This is a genomic window from Photorhabdus heterorhabditis, from assembly GCF_018448905.1.
In the GTDB taxonomy this organism is placed as follows: Bacteria; Pseudomonadota; Gammaproteobacteria; order Enterobacterales; family Enterobacteriaceae; genus Photorhabdus; species Photorhabdus heterorhabditis.
Genome location: NZ_RCWA01000004.1, coordinates 60,634 through 78,336 on the forward strand (window position 1 = coordinate 60,634; position 17,703 = coordinate 78,336).

The following is a 17,703-nucleotide window of genomic DNA, read 5'->3' on the forward strand; positions in this document are numbered from 1 at the left end:
TTAATAAGTATATTTTATGTACGTAGAATGTTATTAGCTTTTATACCCTTCATCTTTCAAGCTGCTGCTTTGTTGGCTGCGTTTACTTACCCCAGTCACATAGTTATCTATGCTCCTGGGGATGCGTTCACTTGCCGCCGCACTGCAACTTGAAATCTATTGGGTATATTTAATTATCTGCTTTATTTGATGCACTTGCCGATGTCTATGTTCATATGGTGAATAGTTCTTTTGATGTCGGCAATTTTTTGTATATTATCTCAATAACTACTTGCCTCAATAACTACGTTCCTTATAAGCAGACATATATTCTCTCGGTGGTTGCCCGGTCATTTTCTTGAAAAAGATGATAAAAGCGCTATCGCTGGAAAATTCTAATTCATTAGCGACAGATGACAAATTACTCTGTTTCGCCAGTAATTCTATAGATTTGATCAAACGCCACTGTTGGCGCCATTGTTGATAACTGAGTCCTGTTTCCCGGCGAAATATCCGACTGATAGTTTTCTCACTGGCTCCGATATTCATTGCCAGTATTTTGAGCTGTGGTGGCAGTGTTGTTATAGGGATGCAGGATAAACGACGATCGAAAGGGAGTGGTAATAATGTAGGCTCTCTCTTTGCCAGATGGATTTCGTCAAGACAAACGGCTAACAGGTTAGCCGCAGGTCCATCTAACCAATCTGTATTAAAAGGTGACAGTGCTATTCGCTCTAATACTTCACGTAACAGAGGTGTAACTTCCAATACTTCAACGTTTTCTGCTAAACATCCGATCCGATTTACATCTAGATAAATCGAGCGATACCCGACGGATTCTTTTATCTCAGCTCTATGAGTAATACGCGGTGGAATCCAAGCAACCCGAGTCGGTGGAAGTATGCATAAGTGATCTGCCAGGGTGATATTAATGCACCCTTGCTGGGTAAATAATAATTGTCCCATTTCATGTTGATGAGGTCCTGAATCATGCTGGCCTAGTTCAGCTGCAATCCCTATTACTGGTACTTCAAGGCTGTCAGGATCAAAACTATCATCACGGGAAAGCCATGCCATATTAATGTCCGATTTAATAAATAAATTGTCTTTATTATTATAATAAGACAATTGAGAGCATGCTAATTTACGTTTTATTGTCTAACTGATTAAGAAAAATACAATGCAACGTAAACCTGGACTTGCGCTGGCAACAGCGTTGATGATGTTTCCACAAATTGTAGAAACCATTTATAGCCCGGCATTAACCAATATCGCAAAGGAATTTAAAGTTAGCGCCGAGCAGGCTGCTCAAACTCTATCTTTGTATTTTTTTGCATTTGCTATCGGTGTGGTCATTTGGGGGCGTATGTGCGATCTCATCGGCAGACGGCCAACGCTGTTGGGTGGGTTGTTACTCTATAGCTGTGCTTCGCTAATGGCACTACTCAGCAGCCAGTTTGAGTTATTACTGGCCGCCAGAATGTTATCTGCGTTTGGTGCTGCCGTAGGTTCGGTAGGGACTCAAACAATGCTGAGAGATTCTTACCAGAGAAGTGAACTGGCTCGGGTGTTTTCTATTATGGGAATAGCCTTAGCAATAAGCCCGGCAATTGGCATGATAAGTGGTTCTATTTTGGTACACTTCTGGGGATATAAAGGCGTCTTTTTTGGTTTGTCTTTACTCGCGGTATTATTATCAGGCTGGTCTGTCATTCATTTACCTGAAACCCGCCCGACAGCAGTGGTGAAAGTACCACTAATAAGTACTTTAATTATCATGCTTAAGGATCTAGCAATTTGGTGCAATGCGCTGTTGATAGCTCTCTTTAACCTGTGTTTGTTTAGTTATTATCAATTAGCCCCATTTAATTTTGAGCGGTTAGGATTCTCTCCTGAGATGTTTGGTTACACGGGATTATTTTTGGCATTGGGAGTAGGAATTGGTGCTTGGTTGAATAAATTCTTGCTGAAAAAAGAATGGAATTCATCAAATTTAGTGCTGCTTTCTTCTGTCATTGTTCTTGTCGGTGGAGGATTGATAATGGCTATGGAAGTTACCTGGCTATTTATTTTACCTATGATTTTGGTTGTTGTGGCCTACGGAATTGCGATTCCTAACATCCTATCTTCTGCATTGATCAATTATACGGATAGATTGGGAACCGCAGGGGCATTATTGGGTTTACTTTACTATTTGATGTTGGGGGGCGGTTTGATGCTAACTGGTTGGTACCAACGCTTCGGTGTTGTCTTGGTATATTGTGGTTGTTTTATTTTATTGCTAGCGGTAAGTAATTATTTGAGGCTGGTAAAATCTGGAAATAACCGGTCAGTGATGAAATGACCTGATGTCAGGAGAACTTCGAATCATGAGTGAATAGTTAGTAGAATAGATAAAGATTTTATATTCTGCGGCTCCTTTTGCTGTATATAACAGGTAGCAAAAAAAGACACTTCAACAAAGTAAAAGTGTCTTTTTTTAGTAAGTTAACTGATTTCTATCAGTTCATACCGTATTTTTTCAATTTCTTACGCAGTGTACCACGGTTGATGCCCATCATCAGAGCAGCACGTGTTTGGTTGCCACGGGTATATTGCATCACCATGTCCAACAATGGTTGTTCCACTTCAGCCAGTACCAACTCATACAGGTCATTAACATCTTGACCATTCAGTTGAGCAAAATAGTTCTTCAGTGCTTGTTTAACTGAGTCACGCAAAGGTTTTTGAGTTACCTGATCTTGTGAATTTACAGTAGCAACGGTTAGTACGTCAGAATTTACGCGTTGTTCGAACATAGTTCTGTCAGCTCTTTTCTTTATATTACGCAAAATTTTCGAAATATGCCTTCAACACCTCCAGCTGTTCGCTGGCATCCTCTATGGTGTTAAATGTGCGCCGGAACTGGTCATCAGGAGCATGTTCCCGGAGATACCAAGATACATGCTTACGTGCGATACGGGCTCCCTTGCTTGGACCATAAAAGTCGTGCAATTCCCGTACATGCTCGTTCATTAAACGCTGCACTTCGCCAATTGGCATCGGTGGCAGCAGTTCCCCTGTTTCCAGATAGTGCTGGATTTCCCGGAAGATCCAGGGTCTTCCCTGAGCAGCGCGGCCTATCATCAGGGCATCAGCCCCGGTGTATTCAAGCACTGCTCTGGCCTTAAGCGGGTCAGTAATGTCACCATTGGCAATAACCGGGATGGCAACAGTCTGCTTAACTGTCCGAATATTGTCATACTCTGCTTTTCCGTTAAACAGACAGGTACGAGTCCTGCCGTGAATCGTTAGAGCCTGAATACCACAATGCTCGGCCAATTGGGCAATTTTTACACAGTTTCGTTCTTCTGGCGACCATCCAGTGCGAATTTTCAGCGTAACAGGAACATCTACTGCGTTTACAACAGCGGAAAGGATCTTTTCGACCAGTTCCGGGTAACGTAGTAAAGCTGAACCTGCCAACTTACGATTCACTTTCTTGGCTGGGCACCCCATGTTGATATCAATGATTTGAGCACCATTAGCGACGTTAATTTTCGCTGCCGCTGCCATCTCATCTGGATCATTACCGGCAATTTGCACGGAACGAATTCCCGGTTCGTCACTATGAACCATACGTAGCCGGGATTTGTCTGTCTTCCAAACTTGTGGATTGGAAGAAAGCATTTCCGATACTGTCATTCCCGCACCCATTGCATAGCATAGTGACCGAAATGGACGATCAGTGATGCCAGCCATTGGGGCCGCAATAAGACAGTTTTTCAGCTGGTATTGTCCGATACGCATAGACGAAAAAAGAGTGGCCATACTGTGACTGCAAGGGCGCGTATATTACGCATTTTTCGCAAAATATGAAAGGCCAAACTTTGAGCAAATCGACATTTGTTACAACTTTTTTCCAGCTTTTATTCTGGAGTAAATATAATTATTCATAAATAACATGGTGTTATATGTTATTGGTAAAGTTTATCACTTAGGATTTTTCTATCAGTAAGTTTTCTGATAGCACGGATTACCACCAGTAAGTGATCAAAAGTTACTCTTACTTATCATAACAAAATAAAATAATCTTAATTTGTTACTATTTTTACCCCAGATATCCGACACCACTCTTCTTGTTCCGCAACAGGATCTATCATGAATTTATCAGTATAGGCTTGAATAACACTTTCTGCCTGACTTGCTAACACACCAGATAACCCTAACAGACCCCCCGATTTTGGTAATGTACCAATTACAGGGGCAAGCTCACGTAAGGGGCCTGCCAGAATATTAGCAATTACTACGTCAGATTCAAGATTGTTTGGTTGATCTTTCGCCAGATACAGCGTTAAACGCTCCAGAACGCCGTTACGCTCTGCGTTATCTCGGCTGGCTTGAATGGCTTGTGGATCGATATCTATGCCAATAGCGTGCGCTGCACCGAGTTTTAATGCAGCAATTGCCAATATGCCGGAGCCGCAACCAAAATCAATGATGGTTTTACCCTCGAGATTAAGGCTATCCAGCCATTGAAGACATAATGATGTCGTTGGATGGGTACCTGTACCAAAAGCCAGCCCAGGGTCTAGCATGACATTGACAGCATTAGGATCAGGAATGTCACGCCAGCTTGGACAGATCCATAGACGGTCACCAAAACGCATTGGGTGGAAGTTATCCATCCATTCGCGTTCCCAGTCTTTATCTTCCAGTTGCTCAATTTTATGAATAAATCCTTTACCCAGCTGGGGAACTTGTTCAAGTTGGCGGATAACTGCTTTCATATCGGTTTCAGCATCATAAAGCCCGATGACGTCTGTATCTCCCCACAAACGGGTTTCACCTGGTAGAGGCTCGAATACAGGGTTATCATGGCTGTCCTGAAAAGTGACTGATACTGCTCCACTTTCCATCAGATTATCCCCCAGGGATTCAGCTAGCTGTCCTGTGGTATTTAATCGAAGTTGTATCCAAGGCATAAAAATTCTCTTTCTTAAAAATAAGTTAAAACGACCAGCTTAATGAAGCTTGATCACTCGTTGTGACAACTGGTGGCCGATGGTATTACCAATCCCAAAAGCCAGCAGGCTGAGTAGCAGTGATGGTACGATCGGATGAAAGTTTAATAGCTGAATATTGAAACTGGCGAGCAGGGTGTAACTTGCGGCCCCTGTGATCATTGAGCTGACTGCGCCATATGCATTAGCTTTTTCCCAGTATAGTCCCAGCACTAATGGCCAGAGGAATACGGCTTGTAAGCCCCCGAAAGCCAGTAAATTCAGCCAGATGATCATTTCTGGTGGACGCCAGGCAGCTAAAAGTAGCAACAAGCCAAGAACTAAGGTAGAACCATTGGAAATCCGGGCCAATTTCTTTTCTTGAGCGATTTGTTGTGGAAACAGGTTTAGATAGAGATCTTTTACGATCGTGGCAGAAGATTGCAGTAATTGTGCATTGATCGTTGACATAATTGCCGCCATCGGTGCGGCCAGAAAAATTCCGGCGGCGAATGGTGGCAACACGGTGATCATCAGGGTTGGGATCACTTGATCGGGAATGGTCAGATCCGGAATAATTGCCCGGCCAAGAGCGCCTGCCAAGTGCATACCAAATATGAGGATGGTCATGACGATGGTACCGATGATAATCCCATGATGGACGGCTTTGCTATCGCGGTAGGAGATGCAACGAACTGCGGTATGAGGTAGCCCGATGACGCCAAAACAGACGAGTATCCAAAAAGATGCCATGAAAGGCCCGTTGAGGATATGGTCTGCTCCTTGTGGGGAAACTAATTCAGGATTAATAGCTCGTAATGTGGCAATCGCTTCCGGCAAACCACCTGCTTTATAGATAACAGCTACTAGCAGCAGAACTGTGCCTAGCAGCATGACCAGCCCTTGCAGGGCATCATTGAGGACTCCTGCTCTAAAACCACCAAATGCGGTATAGAGAGCGATAGAGATACCAAAAATCATTAATCCAGTGCCATAAGGGATACCTGCGGCGGTCTCTAGCAGGCGTGCGCCGCCAATAAACTGAACTGTCATTGCTCCGATAAAAGCCACTAAAAGGCTTAAACTGGCAAACCAAACCAGAAAACGACTGCCATAGCGGGCATACAGCATGTCATTGAGAGTGACAGCATTATAGCGCCGGGCGAGAATGGCAAATTTTTTACCCAGTACGCCAAGGGACAGCCATATTGCTGGCAACTGAATCAGAGACAGTAATACCCATCCAAGGCCATATTTATAGGCTGCTCCTGGCCCGCCAATGAATGAGCTGGCACTGATATAGGTCGCGGTAATGGTCATTGCCAGTACAAAACCACCCATTGAGCGATTACCAAGGAAATATTCAGTCAAGAAAGAACCTTGCTGGCGGCGTCTATAAGCGTAAATTGATAAAAGAAATACCAAAGCAAGGTAGCCTAGCAGAGGTAAGATAACTTCACTTTGCATTCTCATCCTCCAATGGGACTTCTTTGAAAATAAATTTAACCATCAACCAGCAGAGGATGATAAATGTTACAGGCAGTAACAAACATGCCATTTCAAACCAGCGCGGTAAGCCAGTGACACCAGGAGCATCATCGGGCAAATAGGCTGTCAGCAGCCAGCCAATAAGATAGGCGAGCGTCAGGAATACAGCCCAGCGTGCTTCTTTATGGGATTGAACAAATCGTTTGTCCATTCGTTCTTCCGGTAATTAAATAAACAAGATGGGAAAGGAAGGATTGTACGGCAAGATATGGATTTATTCAGGCAAAATATGATGATGAAGTAAATAATTTTAGTTTTGCTGAAAAATTAATACCGTGAAACGCAATATGAAATTAAATTATTGTTGGCAGTAATTTGTCTAATATTTGTCACTATGTTTGCTATAGTGGGGAAAATTAAAAATATTGGTAAAATATTTTTATCGATAGTGACTATTCCTATTGGAAGAATCTACTATTCTACGGAAATTGGCCTGACTAATATCAGGAATATCAAACTTTACTCATTGAAAAAATTTAGAAGAATAGGTTGAACAGTAGTTGAGTCAATAATAAGGAATAGAGTATGTATGATTATATTATTGTTGGTATTGGTATTGTCGGGCTTGGCGTTGCTAACGCGTTGCAGGAGGCTCAGCCGAACATCAAGATATTGATGTTAGATAAAGAAAACACGCCAGCTAGGCATCAGAGCGGTCATAATAGCAATGTGGTGCATTCAGGTATTTATTATAAACCTGGCAGCCTGAAGGCTCGTCTGGCGACGCGTGGTAATAAAACCATGTTTTCCTTTTGTCGCGAGCATGGGTTGTACCATGATCGCTGTGGTAAGGTGATTGTTGCCACACAGCCGAAAGAATTACCATTGCTAGAAAGTCTCTATCAGCGTGGATTGCAAAATGGTTTGGAAATTAGCCGACTAAACTGTTTGCAACTTAATGAGCGTGAGCCGCATGTTAATGGGTTAGAAGCGTTACTTGTTCCCGATGCTGGTATTGTGAACTATAAAGAAGTTGCAAATAAAATGGCAGAGATCATCCAGCGGCGTAGTGCGACTTTGATTTATGGTCAAATGGTTACAGATATTAAAGAACGCAGTGACAAAGTAGACGTTATCACGCCACAAAATAGTTATCAGGCAAAATGGTTGATTAATTGCGCCGGGTTGCATAGCGATCGTATCGCCTGTTTGGCAGGTTATGATATCGGTATGAAAATCATTCCCTTTCGTGGTGAATATTATGTGTTAAATAGTGAAAAAAACGACTTGGTTAACCATTTAATCTACCCAGTACCGAATCCCGATTTCCCTTTCCTTGGTGTACATTTTACCCGCATGTATAATGGTAAACGTGATATTGGTCCGAATGCGGTACTGGCATTTAAGCGCGAAGGCTATAAGAAAACCGATATTAATCTGAAAGATCTTAGTGAGATATTGAGTTACCGTGGTTTTTGGAAAATCGCTCGAACTTATTTTGGTGAAGGAATGGCGGAGATGTACCGCTCATTATGTAAAAAGCGGTTTGTTGCCAATGCCCGTTGCTTGATACCTGAACTCAATGTCGAGGATATTGTTCCTGGCCCCTCTGGTGTACGTGCCCAAGCATTGACTGCCGATGGCAAGTTGGTTGATGATTTTCATATCGTTGCTGGTAAGCGCTCACTACACGTTTGCAATGCGCCTTCACCGGCAGCAACGGCTTCAATTGAAATAGGCCGTGAAATTGTTCACCAGTATTTGTCTGCTTAAATGGGTGATAAATAAAATAACGATGACTCTATAAAAAAGGAGCGTTTAAACGCCCCTTAAAAATATATATACCTGTTATCTTTCAAGTTGCCTCTTTGTTGGCTGCACTCACTCACCCCGGTCACAGAGTTCTCTATGCTCCCGGGGATTCGCTCCCTTGCCGTCGCGATGCATCTTGAAATCTATTGGGTATAGATGTTATCTAAACCGGTTTTAAGTTTCCTGTAATCCCAGTTTTTTCTCCAGATAGTGGATATTAGTGCCACCATTCTGGAAATTTTCATCATTCATAATCGCTTGCTGAAGCTCGATATTTGTCTTAATGCCATCGATAATCAGTTCTGCCAATGCGTTTTTCATACGAGCAATGGCGTTATCGCGATTTTCACCGTAAGTAATCAACTTACCAATCATTGAATCATAGTAAGGTGGCACGGTGTAGCCGGCGTAAATATGCGATTCCCAACGCACACCAAATCCACCGGGTGAGTGGAAGCGGGTGATTTTACCTGGGCTTGGCAGGAAAGTGTTCGCATCTTCAGCGTTAATACGGCATTCAATAGCGTGACCACGAACGATAACATCTTTCTGCTTAATTGAAAGCGGCATTCCTGCGGCAATCCGCAACTGCTCTTTAATCAGGTCAACACCAGTAATCATTTCTGTCACTGGGTGTTCAACCTGAATACGAGTATTCATTTCAATGAAATAAAACTCACCGTTTTCATACAAGAACTCGAAGGTACCCGCACCACGATAGCCAATTTCGATACATGCGTTGGAACAGCGCTCACCAATGTTGCGACGCATTTCTGGCGTGATACCCGGCGCAGGGGCTTCTTCAACAACTTTTTGGTGACGGCGTTGCATAGAGCAATCACGTTCAGCCAAATAAATTGCCTGACCCTGACCGTCAGCCAATACTTGGATCTCAATATGACGTGGGTTTTCAAGGAATTTTTCCATGTAAACCATATCGTTATTGAAAGCAGCTTTTGCTTCCGCACGGGTCATATTAATTGATTGTTCCAGATCTTGATCTCTGCGGACGACGCGCATACCGCGACCGCCTCCACCACCGGATGCTTTGATGATTACGGGATAACCGATGCGTTTAGCAATGGCTTTATTTTTCTCTGTGTCATCAGACAGTGGGCCATCAGAACCAGGTACACAAGGAACGCCGGCTTTTTTCATCGCATTGATAGCGGAAACTTTATCACCCATCAGGCGGATCGTTTCTGCTTTCGGGCCAATAAAAATAAAGCCAGAACGTTCAACTTGTTCCGCAAAGTCTGCGTTTTCAGACAGGAAACCGTAACCAGGGTGAATGGCTACTGCACCCGTGATTTCTGCCGCCGAAATAATCGCCGGGATATTCAGATAGCTTTTTGCAGAAGCTGCTGGGCCAATACAGATAGTTTCGTCTGCCAATAGTACGTGTTTTAAGTCACGATCCGCAGATGAATGTACCGCAACGGTTTTGATCCCCAACTCTTTACAAGCTCGCAGGATACGCAGTGCGATTTCACCACGGTTAGCAATTACAATTTTATCAAGCATGGGAACGCCTCGTTATTCGATGACGACCAATGGCTCGTCAAATTCAACGGGTTGACCGCTTTCCACAAGAATCGCTTTAACCACACCTGATTTGTCGGCTTCGATCTGGTTCATCATTTTCATTGCTTCAACGATACACAGGGTATCACCCACATTGATACGTTGTCCGACTTCGATAAATGGTTTCGCATCTGGGCTAGGTGTACGGTAGAAAGTACCCACCATTGGAGAACGAACAATGTGACCACTAATTTCAGCTGATCTTTCGCTGATCGTTTCCGGCAGAGCTTGAGAAGGTGCAACAGCGTTAGCCAGCGCAGGTTGTTGTGTTTGAACGGGAATATATTGTTGAGCTACCTGAAAACTCTGGGGTGCTAATGCGCGGCTGATGCGCACTGACTCTTCTCCTTCAGAGATTTCCAGTTCAGAAATGCCAGATTCTTCAACCAGCTCGATCAGTTTTTTTATTTTACGAATATCCATGAGTGTGATTCCGTACTCTTCTGTTTTATTTAGTTGAGTTTTGACAAGCGGTTTACCGCTGCCTGTAATGCAAAGCTATAGCCATCGACTCCTAAACCGCAGATTACACCAACGGCAAGATCTGAAAGGTATGAGTGATGACGGAATGGCTCGCGAGCGTGAACATTGGAGAGGTGGATCTCAATAAATGGGATCTTTACCGTCAACAATGCATCACGTAGTGCCACGCTGGTATGCGTGAATGCAGCTGGGTTAATTAAGATAAAATCAGTATTACCCTGTGCAGAATGAATTCTGTTTATCAGCTCAAATTCTGCGTTGGATTGCAGATGACTGAATTTAATCCCCAATTTATGGGCTTTTTCAGACAATTTGCTGACGATATCATCAAGCGTTAAGCTGCCGTAGATATCTGGCTCCCGGGTTCCCAACATATTTAGGTTAGGGCCATTAAGGAGTAAAATGTGAAACTTGTCTGCCATTGTGCTGGTATCTCCGGCAATTTGTCAACAATCGCCTCAACATAATCCGCTGTTAACGATTTGTCATCTTTTTATAACCGTCACTAAGCTTGTTTCTGCGGTAAAGCGCGACATTATAACAATATCGTGGCATTTAGCAGCTAAATACTGGTCTTATCAGAGAAAATGTCAAGAATAAAACAGCTGTACTTTCGAGGCTAGTCACAATTCTCAACGAACCTTGACTAACGTCCGTCCTGTTACTTGGTTAGCTATTAATTTATTCGCGTATTCTATGGTTTGATCCAGTGTTATCTCAGTGGTTGCCTGTTGATAAAAAGAGGCGGGCAACAGTTTTTGCAGGCGTTGCCATACAGCAGGCCGCTTTATTGATGGAACAGTGACAGAATCTACTCCTTGCAGACGTATATTCCGTAAAATAAATGGCATAACTGTTGTTGGCAAATTGACTCCACCAGCGAGCCCACAAGCTGCAACGGTACCACTGTAGTGAGTTTGAGCCAGTATTGTTGCCAGTACATTATCGCCCACTGTATCAATGGCTCCAGCCCAAAGCTGTTTTTCTAGTGGGCGAGGGGGACGATTAAATTCATTGCGAGGTAGAACTTTTTTTGCGCCAAGGGAGAACAGGTATTCGTGATTTTCCTGCCTGCCGCTGACAGCAACAACGGAATAGCCAAGTTGTGAAAGTAGTGCTACCGCAGTACTCCCTACACCGCCGCTGGCGCCAGTCACAATGACATCACCATTTTCTGGTGCGACTTCGCCTTCTTCCAGGGCTATAATACATAGCATTGCAGTAAAGCCGGCAGTACCAATGATCATTGCCTGTCTGCTATCCAAACCGGCTGGTAAAGGCGTCAGCCATTCTCCTGAAACTCGGGCTTGTTCTGCCAGGCCACCCCAGTGATTTTCGCCTACACCCCAGCCAGTTAGCAGCACATGCTGACCAATGTGAAAACGGGGATCTTCAGTACTATGCACAATTCCTGAAAAATCAATACCCGGTATCATCGGGAACTGGCGGATAATTTTTCCTTTACCTGTGATTGCTAATGCATCTTTATAATTCAAGGTTGACCAGTGGATATCAACGGTAACCTCTCCCACAGGCAGAAGGGAGGAGCTAACTTCCTGTATAGAAGCTGATAATTGATTCTGTTGTTGCTCAAGTAGCAGGGATTTCATTATTGTTCTGCTCTCTGGTAAGTGATTTTCTTATTAAATAATAATAGATAAAAATTGGCGGTTTACATAAGAAATATAAGAAAAAATAAAGTTTTGATGGATTGTAAAACGGAATTTGTTCGCGTTTTTTCTATGTTGTTTCAGTATATTGCGAGCTATTTCAGAAAATTCTGTCTTTTATTATATTGTAGCAGGAAGTATTGTATTTTACGTGGAATTTATTACATGATTAGCTGGTTCGTTACACAGACTGATAGTTGCAGTGATTATCGGGAATAATAAGTAAAAACGTGGATTTTAGTGAGTTTACAGGAACAACGACGGGTTAGAATAGAGATATGTTGCTCGACTATCACAGTAACGATGGCACTATCCATAATGTTGAATTATGCAAAATCGGGTAGTTTCTACATTTCGTTATGGAACAATTGGCAAAATTAACCCATTTTTATGCAGTTTTTTTCTGCTCTGTTTAAGAAAAGTAACGTAGAATATTGCGTTGTTGATATGAATAACGTAGCCACTTTTTTATTGAAGCAGGTGCTAATGCGCCTTGTCGCTGCTTCATGTGGTTGGTAGAGTAGACGGGTTTCATTCCGTCCCCAGCTTGCAGGATTATCCTTTCGCTATGTTTAAAAAATTTCGTGGCATGTTTTCCAACGACTTGTCTATTGACTTGGGTACCGCCAATACCCTTATTTATGTCAAAGGTCAGGGTATTGTATTGAATGAACCTTCTGTAGTGGCAATCCGTCAGGATCGTGCAGGTTCATCGAAAAGTGTAGCAGCCGTTGGGCAAGAAGCAAAACAAATGCTGGGCCGCACCCCAGGCAATATCGCTGCAATTCGTCCGATGAAAGATGGTGTGATTGCTGATTTTTATGTTACAGAGAAAATGCTGCAACACTTTATTAAACAAGTTCATAGCAACAGTTTTATGCGCCCAAGCCCACGGGTGCTGGTTTGTGTGCCAGTTGGTGCAACGCAGGTTGAACGTCGGGCAATTCGTGAATCTGCACTCAGTGCTGGAGCCCGCGAAGTATTTTTGATTGAAGAACCCATGTCTGCGGCTATCGGCGCTGGTTTACCTGTTTCTGAAGCGACAGGTTCAATGGTTGTGGATATTGGAGGCGGTACCACGGAAGTGGCGGTTATTTCTCTGAATGGGGTTGTTTATTCATCATCTGTACGCATCGGTGGTGATCGTTTCGATGAGGCGATTATCAATTATGTCCGCCGTAATTATGGTGCGTTGATTGGTGAAGCGACGGCTGAGCGTATTAAACACACTATTGGTTCAGCCTATCCCGGCGATGAAATGTTAGAGATCGAAGTTCGTGGTCGTAATTTGGCTGAAGGCGTACCTCGTGGTTTTACCCTTAATTCCAACGAAATTCTTGAAGCTCTGCAAGAGCCATTAACAGGTATCGTTAGTGCTGTCATGGTTGCCCTTGAACAGTGCCCACCAGAATTGGCTTCCGATATTTCAGAACGAGGCATGATTCTGACCGGTGGTGGTGCGCTACTGCGTAATCTTGATCGTTTATTGATAGAGGAAACTGGTATTCCTGTCATTGTTGCGGAAGATCCATTGACATGTGTTGCCCGTGGCGGTGGAAAAGCACTTGAAATGATTGATATGCATGGTGGTGAGCTCTTCAGCGAGGAGTGAGTGTTAACTTGCAAGTGGGGGAGGGATGACAGGTAGATTCAGACCTCCTCGCTATTGTTGTCTGGATTCCATTGCTTATGAAACAGTACAGTTTGGAATAGCACAGCTTATGAAGCCAATTTTTAGCAGAGGGCCTTCTCTGCAATTACGACTTTTTTTTGCTGTTATTGTTGCCATTACTCTGGTCGTGGCGGATAGCCGCCTTGATGCTCTCAGTAAAATACGCAGTTATATGGATACAGCAGTCAGCCCATTTTATTTTCTTGCTAATGGTCCGCGTCGAGTACTTGATGGTGTGTCAGAAACGCTTGCCTCCCGTGAACAACTTCAATTGGAAAATCGCGCCTTACGCCAAGAATTATTGATGAAAAACAGTGATATGCTGTTATTAGGACAACTTAAACAGGAAAATTCCCGCCTACGTGAGTTATTGGGATCACCGTTGCGTCAGGATGAGCATATGATGGTGACTCAGGTGATCTCCGGTAAGGCTAATCCTTATAGTGATCAGGTGGTAATTGATAAGGGATCAAGAGAAGGCGTTTATGAAGGGCAACCGGTTATCAGTGATAAAGGCATTGTTGGTCAGGTTGTTGCTGTCAGCCAGTTTACCAGCCGGGTATTGCTGATTTGTGATACGACTCATGCTCTGCCAATACAGGTCTTGCGTAATGATATTCGGGCTATTGTTGCTGGTGCGGGTTGTGCTGATGATTTGCAATTTGAGTTATTGCCAAGCAATACAGATATTCGGGTTGGGGATGTATTAGTCACTTCTGGATTAGGTGGCCGCTTTCCTGAAGGGTATCCGGTAGCTGTAGTTTCGTCAGTTAAAGTCGATAATCAACGGGCCTATACTGTGATTAAAGCTCGGCCAACGGCAGAGTTACAGCGTTTGCGTTATTTACTGTTATTGTGGGGGGCGGACAATAACCCATCCGAGCCATTACCTCCATCAGATGTTTATCGGGTAGCCAATGAGCGTTTAATGCAAATGATGCCTCAAGTATTGCCACATGCAAATGAAATGGGGCCACCAGCACCCTCTTCTGTTTCTGATGAAATAACCAAGACGACAGAAACAGTGAAAAATTCTGAGCTGACAGTGACGTCTGCTAAATTTATAAGCGTGAGAAATCATTAATGAATCAATACCGAAGTCATGGGCGTTGGATCATTTGGTTATCTTTCTTGATTGCAATGGTGCTGCAAATTATGCCTTGGCCGGAGCAGATTTATATGTATCGGCCTACCTGGTCAGCACTATTGCTCATTTATTGGGGGATGGCATTACCCCACAGAGTCAGTGTTGGTACCGGTTTTGTTCTGGGGATTATTATAGACCTGATTCAGGGAGCAACATTGGGTGTTAACGCTTTGGCTTACAGTCTTGTTAGTTATTTGGTGTCATTTAAGTTTCAATTGTTCCGCAATATGGCACTTTGGCAGCAGGCTTTGGTAGTCGTTGTTTTATCGGTGCTGATGGACCTTAGTGTTTTTTGGGCAGAATTTTTGTTATCAAATGTTGCTTTTCATTCAGAAATATTCTGGAACAGTTTGGTCAATGGTATCCTTTGGCCGTGGTTATTCCTGTTAATGCGGAAAATTCGTCGTCAATTTAATGTGCGTTAATGATTGAACTGTAGTTTTTAATGCTTTGACGAAATGCTTATTCCAGTAAACATTATTGATATCGGTCGTTCTTTCTAATAAATCGTGGATACGGGCGGCGTACATAACTTATGGATACATATAGATATAGTACGTGAGGATGACTCGCTTTGCTCGCCTTTGGGCTATATTAAGTGCGTTCAAAAGTTAATACTTTTGTCTGAGTTCTGTTTAAGCTGACTCTTTATTATAAAGAAGAGTAAATGAAATAGCCTAATGGTATATACCCAATGGATTTCAATATGGATCGCGACGGCAAGGGAGCGAATCCCCGGGAGCATAGAGAACTCTGTGACCGGGGTGAGTGCAGCCAACCAGGAGGCAACTTGAAAGATAACGGGTATAGGTAGTAAAGGATAATATCATCATGAAAACCCTCTATTTGGCTTCTGGCTCACCAAGACGGCGTGAGCTGGTTGAATTATTGGACTTTAAATTTGAAATTCTTTCTCCTCAAATAGAGGAGCAATGGCAAGAGGGTGAAACTCCGTGTCAATATGTCAGCCGATTAGCAAGAGATAAATCTCTGGCGGGGGTTGCTATTGCTCCTGAGAATTTTCTGGTGTTGGGAGCGGATACGATTGTTGTATTGAATGATAAAATTCTGGAAAAACCGCGCAGTGAACAACATGCCATTGAAATGCTTAGTACACTTTCCGGTCAGTGCCATCAGGTAATTACAGCTATTGCTTTATCAGATAGTCAGCGTACTTTAAGTGATATAGTTGTTACGGATGTGACTTTTCGCCAATTATCTACGCAGGAAATTTTGGATTATGTAGCATCTGGTGAGCCAATGGACAAAGCGGGGGCTTATGGTATTCAAGGAAAAGCGGGTTGCTTTGTCAAAACGTTAAACGGTAGTTATCACGCAGTAGTTGGTTTGCCATTGGTGGAAACGCATGAATTAATCACAAAGTTTTTTGCGTTAGTTGATGGAAAGAGGAACACATGACAGCAGAGCTATTGGTCAATATAACACCGTCTGAAACGCGCGTTGCCTACATTGATGGTGGGATCTTGCAGGAAATCCATGTTGAAAGAGAAGCCAAAAGAGGAATTGTTGGCAATATTTACAAAGGTCGTGTAAGCCGGGTGTTACCTGGAATGCAAGCGGCTTTTGTGGATATTGGGTTGGAAAAAGCCGCCTTTCTGCATGCCTCGGATATTATGCCTCACACGGAATGCATTGCTGGTGAGGAACAAAAGAACTTTCATGTCCGAGATATTGCTGAGCTGGTTCGTCAGGGGCAGGACTTAATGGTTCAGGTAGTGAAAGATCCGCTTGGCACCAAAGGAGCCAGGCTAACTACGGATATTACATTGCCTTCCCGCTATCTTGTATTTATGCCCGGTGCTTCTCATGTGGGGGTTTCACAACGTATTGAAAGTGAAGCAGAGCGTAATCGCCTGAAAAATATTGTGGCTGACTATTGTGATGAGCATGGTGGTTTCATTATTAGAACTGCTGCTGAAGGGGTTGGTGACGATGAGTTAACTCAGGATGCGGCTTTCCTGAAACGACTGTGGAGTAAGGTAATAGAGCGTAAAAAGCGCAATGTCACCAAAAATAAACTTTACGGTGAACTGGCTCTGGCTCATCGTATTCTACGTGATTTCGCTGGGGCGGCTCTTGATCGTATTCGTGTAGATTCTCGTTTAACGTTTAATCAGTTACAAGAATTTATTAGTGAATATATTCCTAAAATGACCGCCAAGCTGGAACTTTATAACGGTAATCAACCTATTTTCGATCTGTTTGATGTAGAAAATGAGATCCAGCGGGCACTTGACCGTAAAGTTGAATTGAAGTCAGGTGGTTATCTGATTATTGACCAAACAGAAGCGATGACCACAATTGATATTAATACTGGAGCATTTGTCGGACATCGTAATCTGGAAGAAACTATCTTTAATACTAATATCGAAGCGACGCAGGCGATTGCCAGACAATTAAGATTGCGTAATCTGGGTGGTATTATCATTATTGATTTCATTGATATGAACAGCGAAGACCACCGTCGGCGAGTATTAGCTTCTCTTGAACAGGCGCTGAGTAAAGATCGCGTTAAAACAACGATTAATGGTTTTTCACAGCTCGGATTAGTAGAAATGACGCGTAAGCGAACCCGTGAGAGCATAGAGCATATACTCTGTGACGATTGCCCTACTTGTAATGGAAGGGGAACGGTGAAATCTGTTGAAACGGTCTGTTATGAGATTATGCGTGAAATTGTGCGTGTTCACCGGGTAGTTGATGCAGATCGCTTCCTTATTTATGCATCGCCAGCTGTGGTCGAAGCGCTGAAAGGGGAAGAATCTCATGCACTGGCAGAAGTGGAAATTTTTGTCGGTAAACAGGTAAAAGTTCAGACAGAACAGCTCTACAGTCAGGAACAGTTTGACGTAGTTATGATGTAAT

At 43.2% G+C, this 17,703-nt stretch carries 18 protein-coding genes; 7 read left to right on the forward strand and 11 right to left on the reverse strand.

Translation table 11 applies throughout. From position 1 onward, the window contains the following. Positions 1-276: 276 nt before the first annotated feature. Complete coding sequence (locus EAE89_RS03665) at positions 277-1,056, reverse strand: AraC family transcriptional regulator (RefSeq protein WP_054477088.1); 780 nt, start codon at positions 1,054-1,056, stop codon at positions 277-279. Between the two features lie 103 nt (positions 1,057-1,159). Here EAE89_RS03665 and EAE89_RS03670 point away from each other — a divergent pair, with 103 nt between their 5' ends. Continuing rightward, positions 1,160-2,323: a multidrug effflux MFS transporter gene (locus EAE89_RS03670; RefSeq protein WP_054477086.1), complete on the forward strand. Its 1,164-nt coding sequence runs from the start codon at positions 1,160-1,162 to the stop codon at positions 2,321-2,323. A 157-nt stretch (positions 2,324-2,480) separates the two neighbouring features. Here EAE89_RS03670 and fis read toward each other — a convergent pair whose 3' ends face one another. The 5 genes from fis to EAE89_RS03695 all read right to left on the reverse strand — a co-directional run bounded on the left by fis (position 2,481) and on the right by EAE89_RS03695 (position 6,660). Continuing rightward, positions 2,481-2,777, reverse strand: a complete 297-nt coding sequence (gene fis / locus EAE89_RS03675; RefSeq protein WP_010847912.1) for a DNA-binding transcriptional regulator Fis — start codon at positions 2,775-2,777, stop codon at positions 2,481-2,483. Between the two features lie 25 nt (positions 2,778-2,802). Then, positions 2,803-3,768, reverse strand: coding sequence for a tRNA dihydrouridine synthase DusB (gene dusB, locus EAE89_RS03680; RefSeq protein WP_054477163.1), 966 nt, complete (start codon positions 3,766-3,768; stop codon positions 2,803-2,805). A gap of 284 nt (positions 3,769-4,052) precedes the next feature. Beyond that, the gene (gene prmA, locus EAE89_RS03685) at positions 4,053-4,943 is read right to left on the reverse strand and encodes a 50S ribosomal protein L11 methyltransferase (protein WP_149615863.1); all 891 of its coding nucleotides are present in this window, start codon (positions 4,941-4,943) and stop codon (positions 4,053-4,055) included. Positions 4,944-4,982: 39 nt separating this feature from the next. Then, a complete protein-coding gene (gene panF, locus EAE89_RS03690) occupies positions 4,983-6,428 on the reverse strand; it encodes a sodium/pantothenate symporter (protein ID WP_054477081.1) in 1,446 nt (481 codons plus the stop codon). Further along, complete coding sequence (locus tag EAE89_RS03695; protein ID WP_214085382.1) at positions 6,418-6,660, reverse strand: YhdT family protein; 243 nt, start codon at positions 6,658-6,660, stop codon at positions 6,418-6,420. The genes panF and EAE89_RS03695 overlap by 11 nt, the downstream gene beginning before the upstream one ends. A gap of 374 nt (positions 6,661-7,034) precedes the next feature. Between EAE89_RS03695 and lhgO the strand changes: the two genes are divergently transcribed. After that, positions 7,035-8,222, forward strand: a complete 1,188-nt coding sequence (lhgO, locus tag EAE89_RS03700; RefSeq protein ID WP_149615861.1) for an L-2-hydroxyglutarate oxidase — start codon at positions 7,035-7,037, stop codon at positions 8,220-8,222. Between the two features lie 213 nt (positions 8,223-8,435). On the opposite strand, the gene accC is transcribed toward lhgO, so the two are convergent. The 5 genes from accC to EAE89_RS23960 all read right to left on the reverse strand — a co-directional run bounded on the left by accC (position 8,436) and on the right by EAE89_RS23960 (position 12,533). Then, positions 8,436-9,785, reverse strand: a complete 1,350-nt coding sequence (gene accC / locus EAE89_RS03705) for an acetyl-CoA carboxylase biotin carboxylase subunit (RefSeq protein WP_054477075.1) — start codon at positions 9,783-9,785, stop codon at positions 8,436-8,438. 12 nt (positions 9,786-9,797) lie between these two features. Then, the gene (gene accB, locus EAE89_RS03710; protein ID WP_054477073.1) at positions 9,798-10,268 is read right to left on the reverse strand and encodes an acetyl-CoA carboxylase biotin carboxyl carrier protein; all 471 of its coding nucleotides are present in this window, start codon (positions 10,266-10,268) and stop codon (positions 9,798-9,800) included. Between the two features lie 29 nt (positions 10,269-10,297). After that, the gene (gene aroQ, locus EAE89_RS03715) at positions 10,298-10,750 is read right to left on the reverse strand and encodes a type II 3-dehydroquinate dehydratase (protein ID WP_054477070.1); all 453 of its coding nucleotides are present in this window, start codon (positions 10,748-10,750) and stop codon (positions 10,298-10,300) included. Positions 10,751-10,960: 210 nt separating this feature from the next. Next, positions 10,961-11,938 (reverse strand): acrylyl-CoA reductase (NADPH), encoded by a 978-nt coding sequence (gene acuI, locus EAE89_RS03720; RefSeq protein ID WP_214085383.1) that lies wholly within the window; start codon positions 11,936-11,938, stop codon positions 10,961-10,963. A gap of 472 nt (positions 11,939-12,410) precedes the next feature. Next, the gene (locus tag EAE89_RS23960) at positions 12,411-12,533 is read right to left on the reverse strand and encodes a hypothetical protein (protein ID WP_262499856.1); all 123 of its coding nucleotides are present in this window, start codon (positions 12,531-12,533) and stop codon (positions 12,411-12,413) included. A gap of 33 nt (positions 12,534-12,566) precedes the next feature. On the opposite strand from EAE89_RS23960, the gene mreB reads away from it, so the two are divergent. From mreB to rng, 5 genes are all read left to right on the forward strand, one after another. Next, on the forward strand, positions 12,567-13,610 hold the full coding sequence (gene mreB / locus EAE89_RS03725) for a rod shape-determining protein MreB (RefSeq protein ID WP_036768430.1): 1,044 nt from the start codon (positions 12,567-12,569) through the stop codon (positions 13,608-13,610). Positions 13,611-13,719: 109 nt separating this feature from the next. Next, positions 13,720-14,754 (forward strand): rod shape-determining protein MreC, encoded by a 1,035-nt coding sequence (mreC, locus tag EAE89_RS03730; protein WP_054477161.1) that lies wholly within the window; start codon positions 13,720-13,722, stop codon positions 14,752-14,754. Further along, positions 14,754-15,242, forward strand: coding sequence for a rod shape-determining protein MreD (gene mreD / locus EAE89_RS03735; RefSeq protein ID WP_054477066.1), 489 nt, complete (start codon positions 14,754-14,756; stop codon positions 15,240-15,242). The genes mreC and mreD overlap by 1 nt, the downstream gene beginning before the upstream one ends. A gap of 406 nt (positions 15,243-15,648) precedes the next feature. Beyond that, positions 15,649-16,236: a Maf family protein gene (locus EAE89_RS03740; RefSeq protein WP_214085384.1), complete on the forward strand. Its 588-nt coding sequence runs from the start codon at positions 15,649-15,651 to the stop codon at positions 16,234-16,236. Then, positions 16,233-17,702, forward strand: a complete 1,470-nt coding sequence (gene rng / locus EAE89_RS03745) for a ribonuclease G (protein WP_054477062.1) — start codon at positions 16,233-16,235, stop codon at positions 17,700-17,702. The genes EAE89_RS03740 and rng overlap by 4 nt, the downstream gene beginning before the upstream one ends. Position 17,703 lies beyond the last annotated feature (1 nt).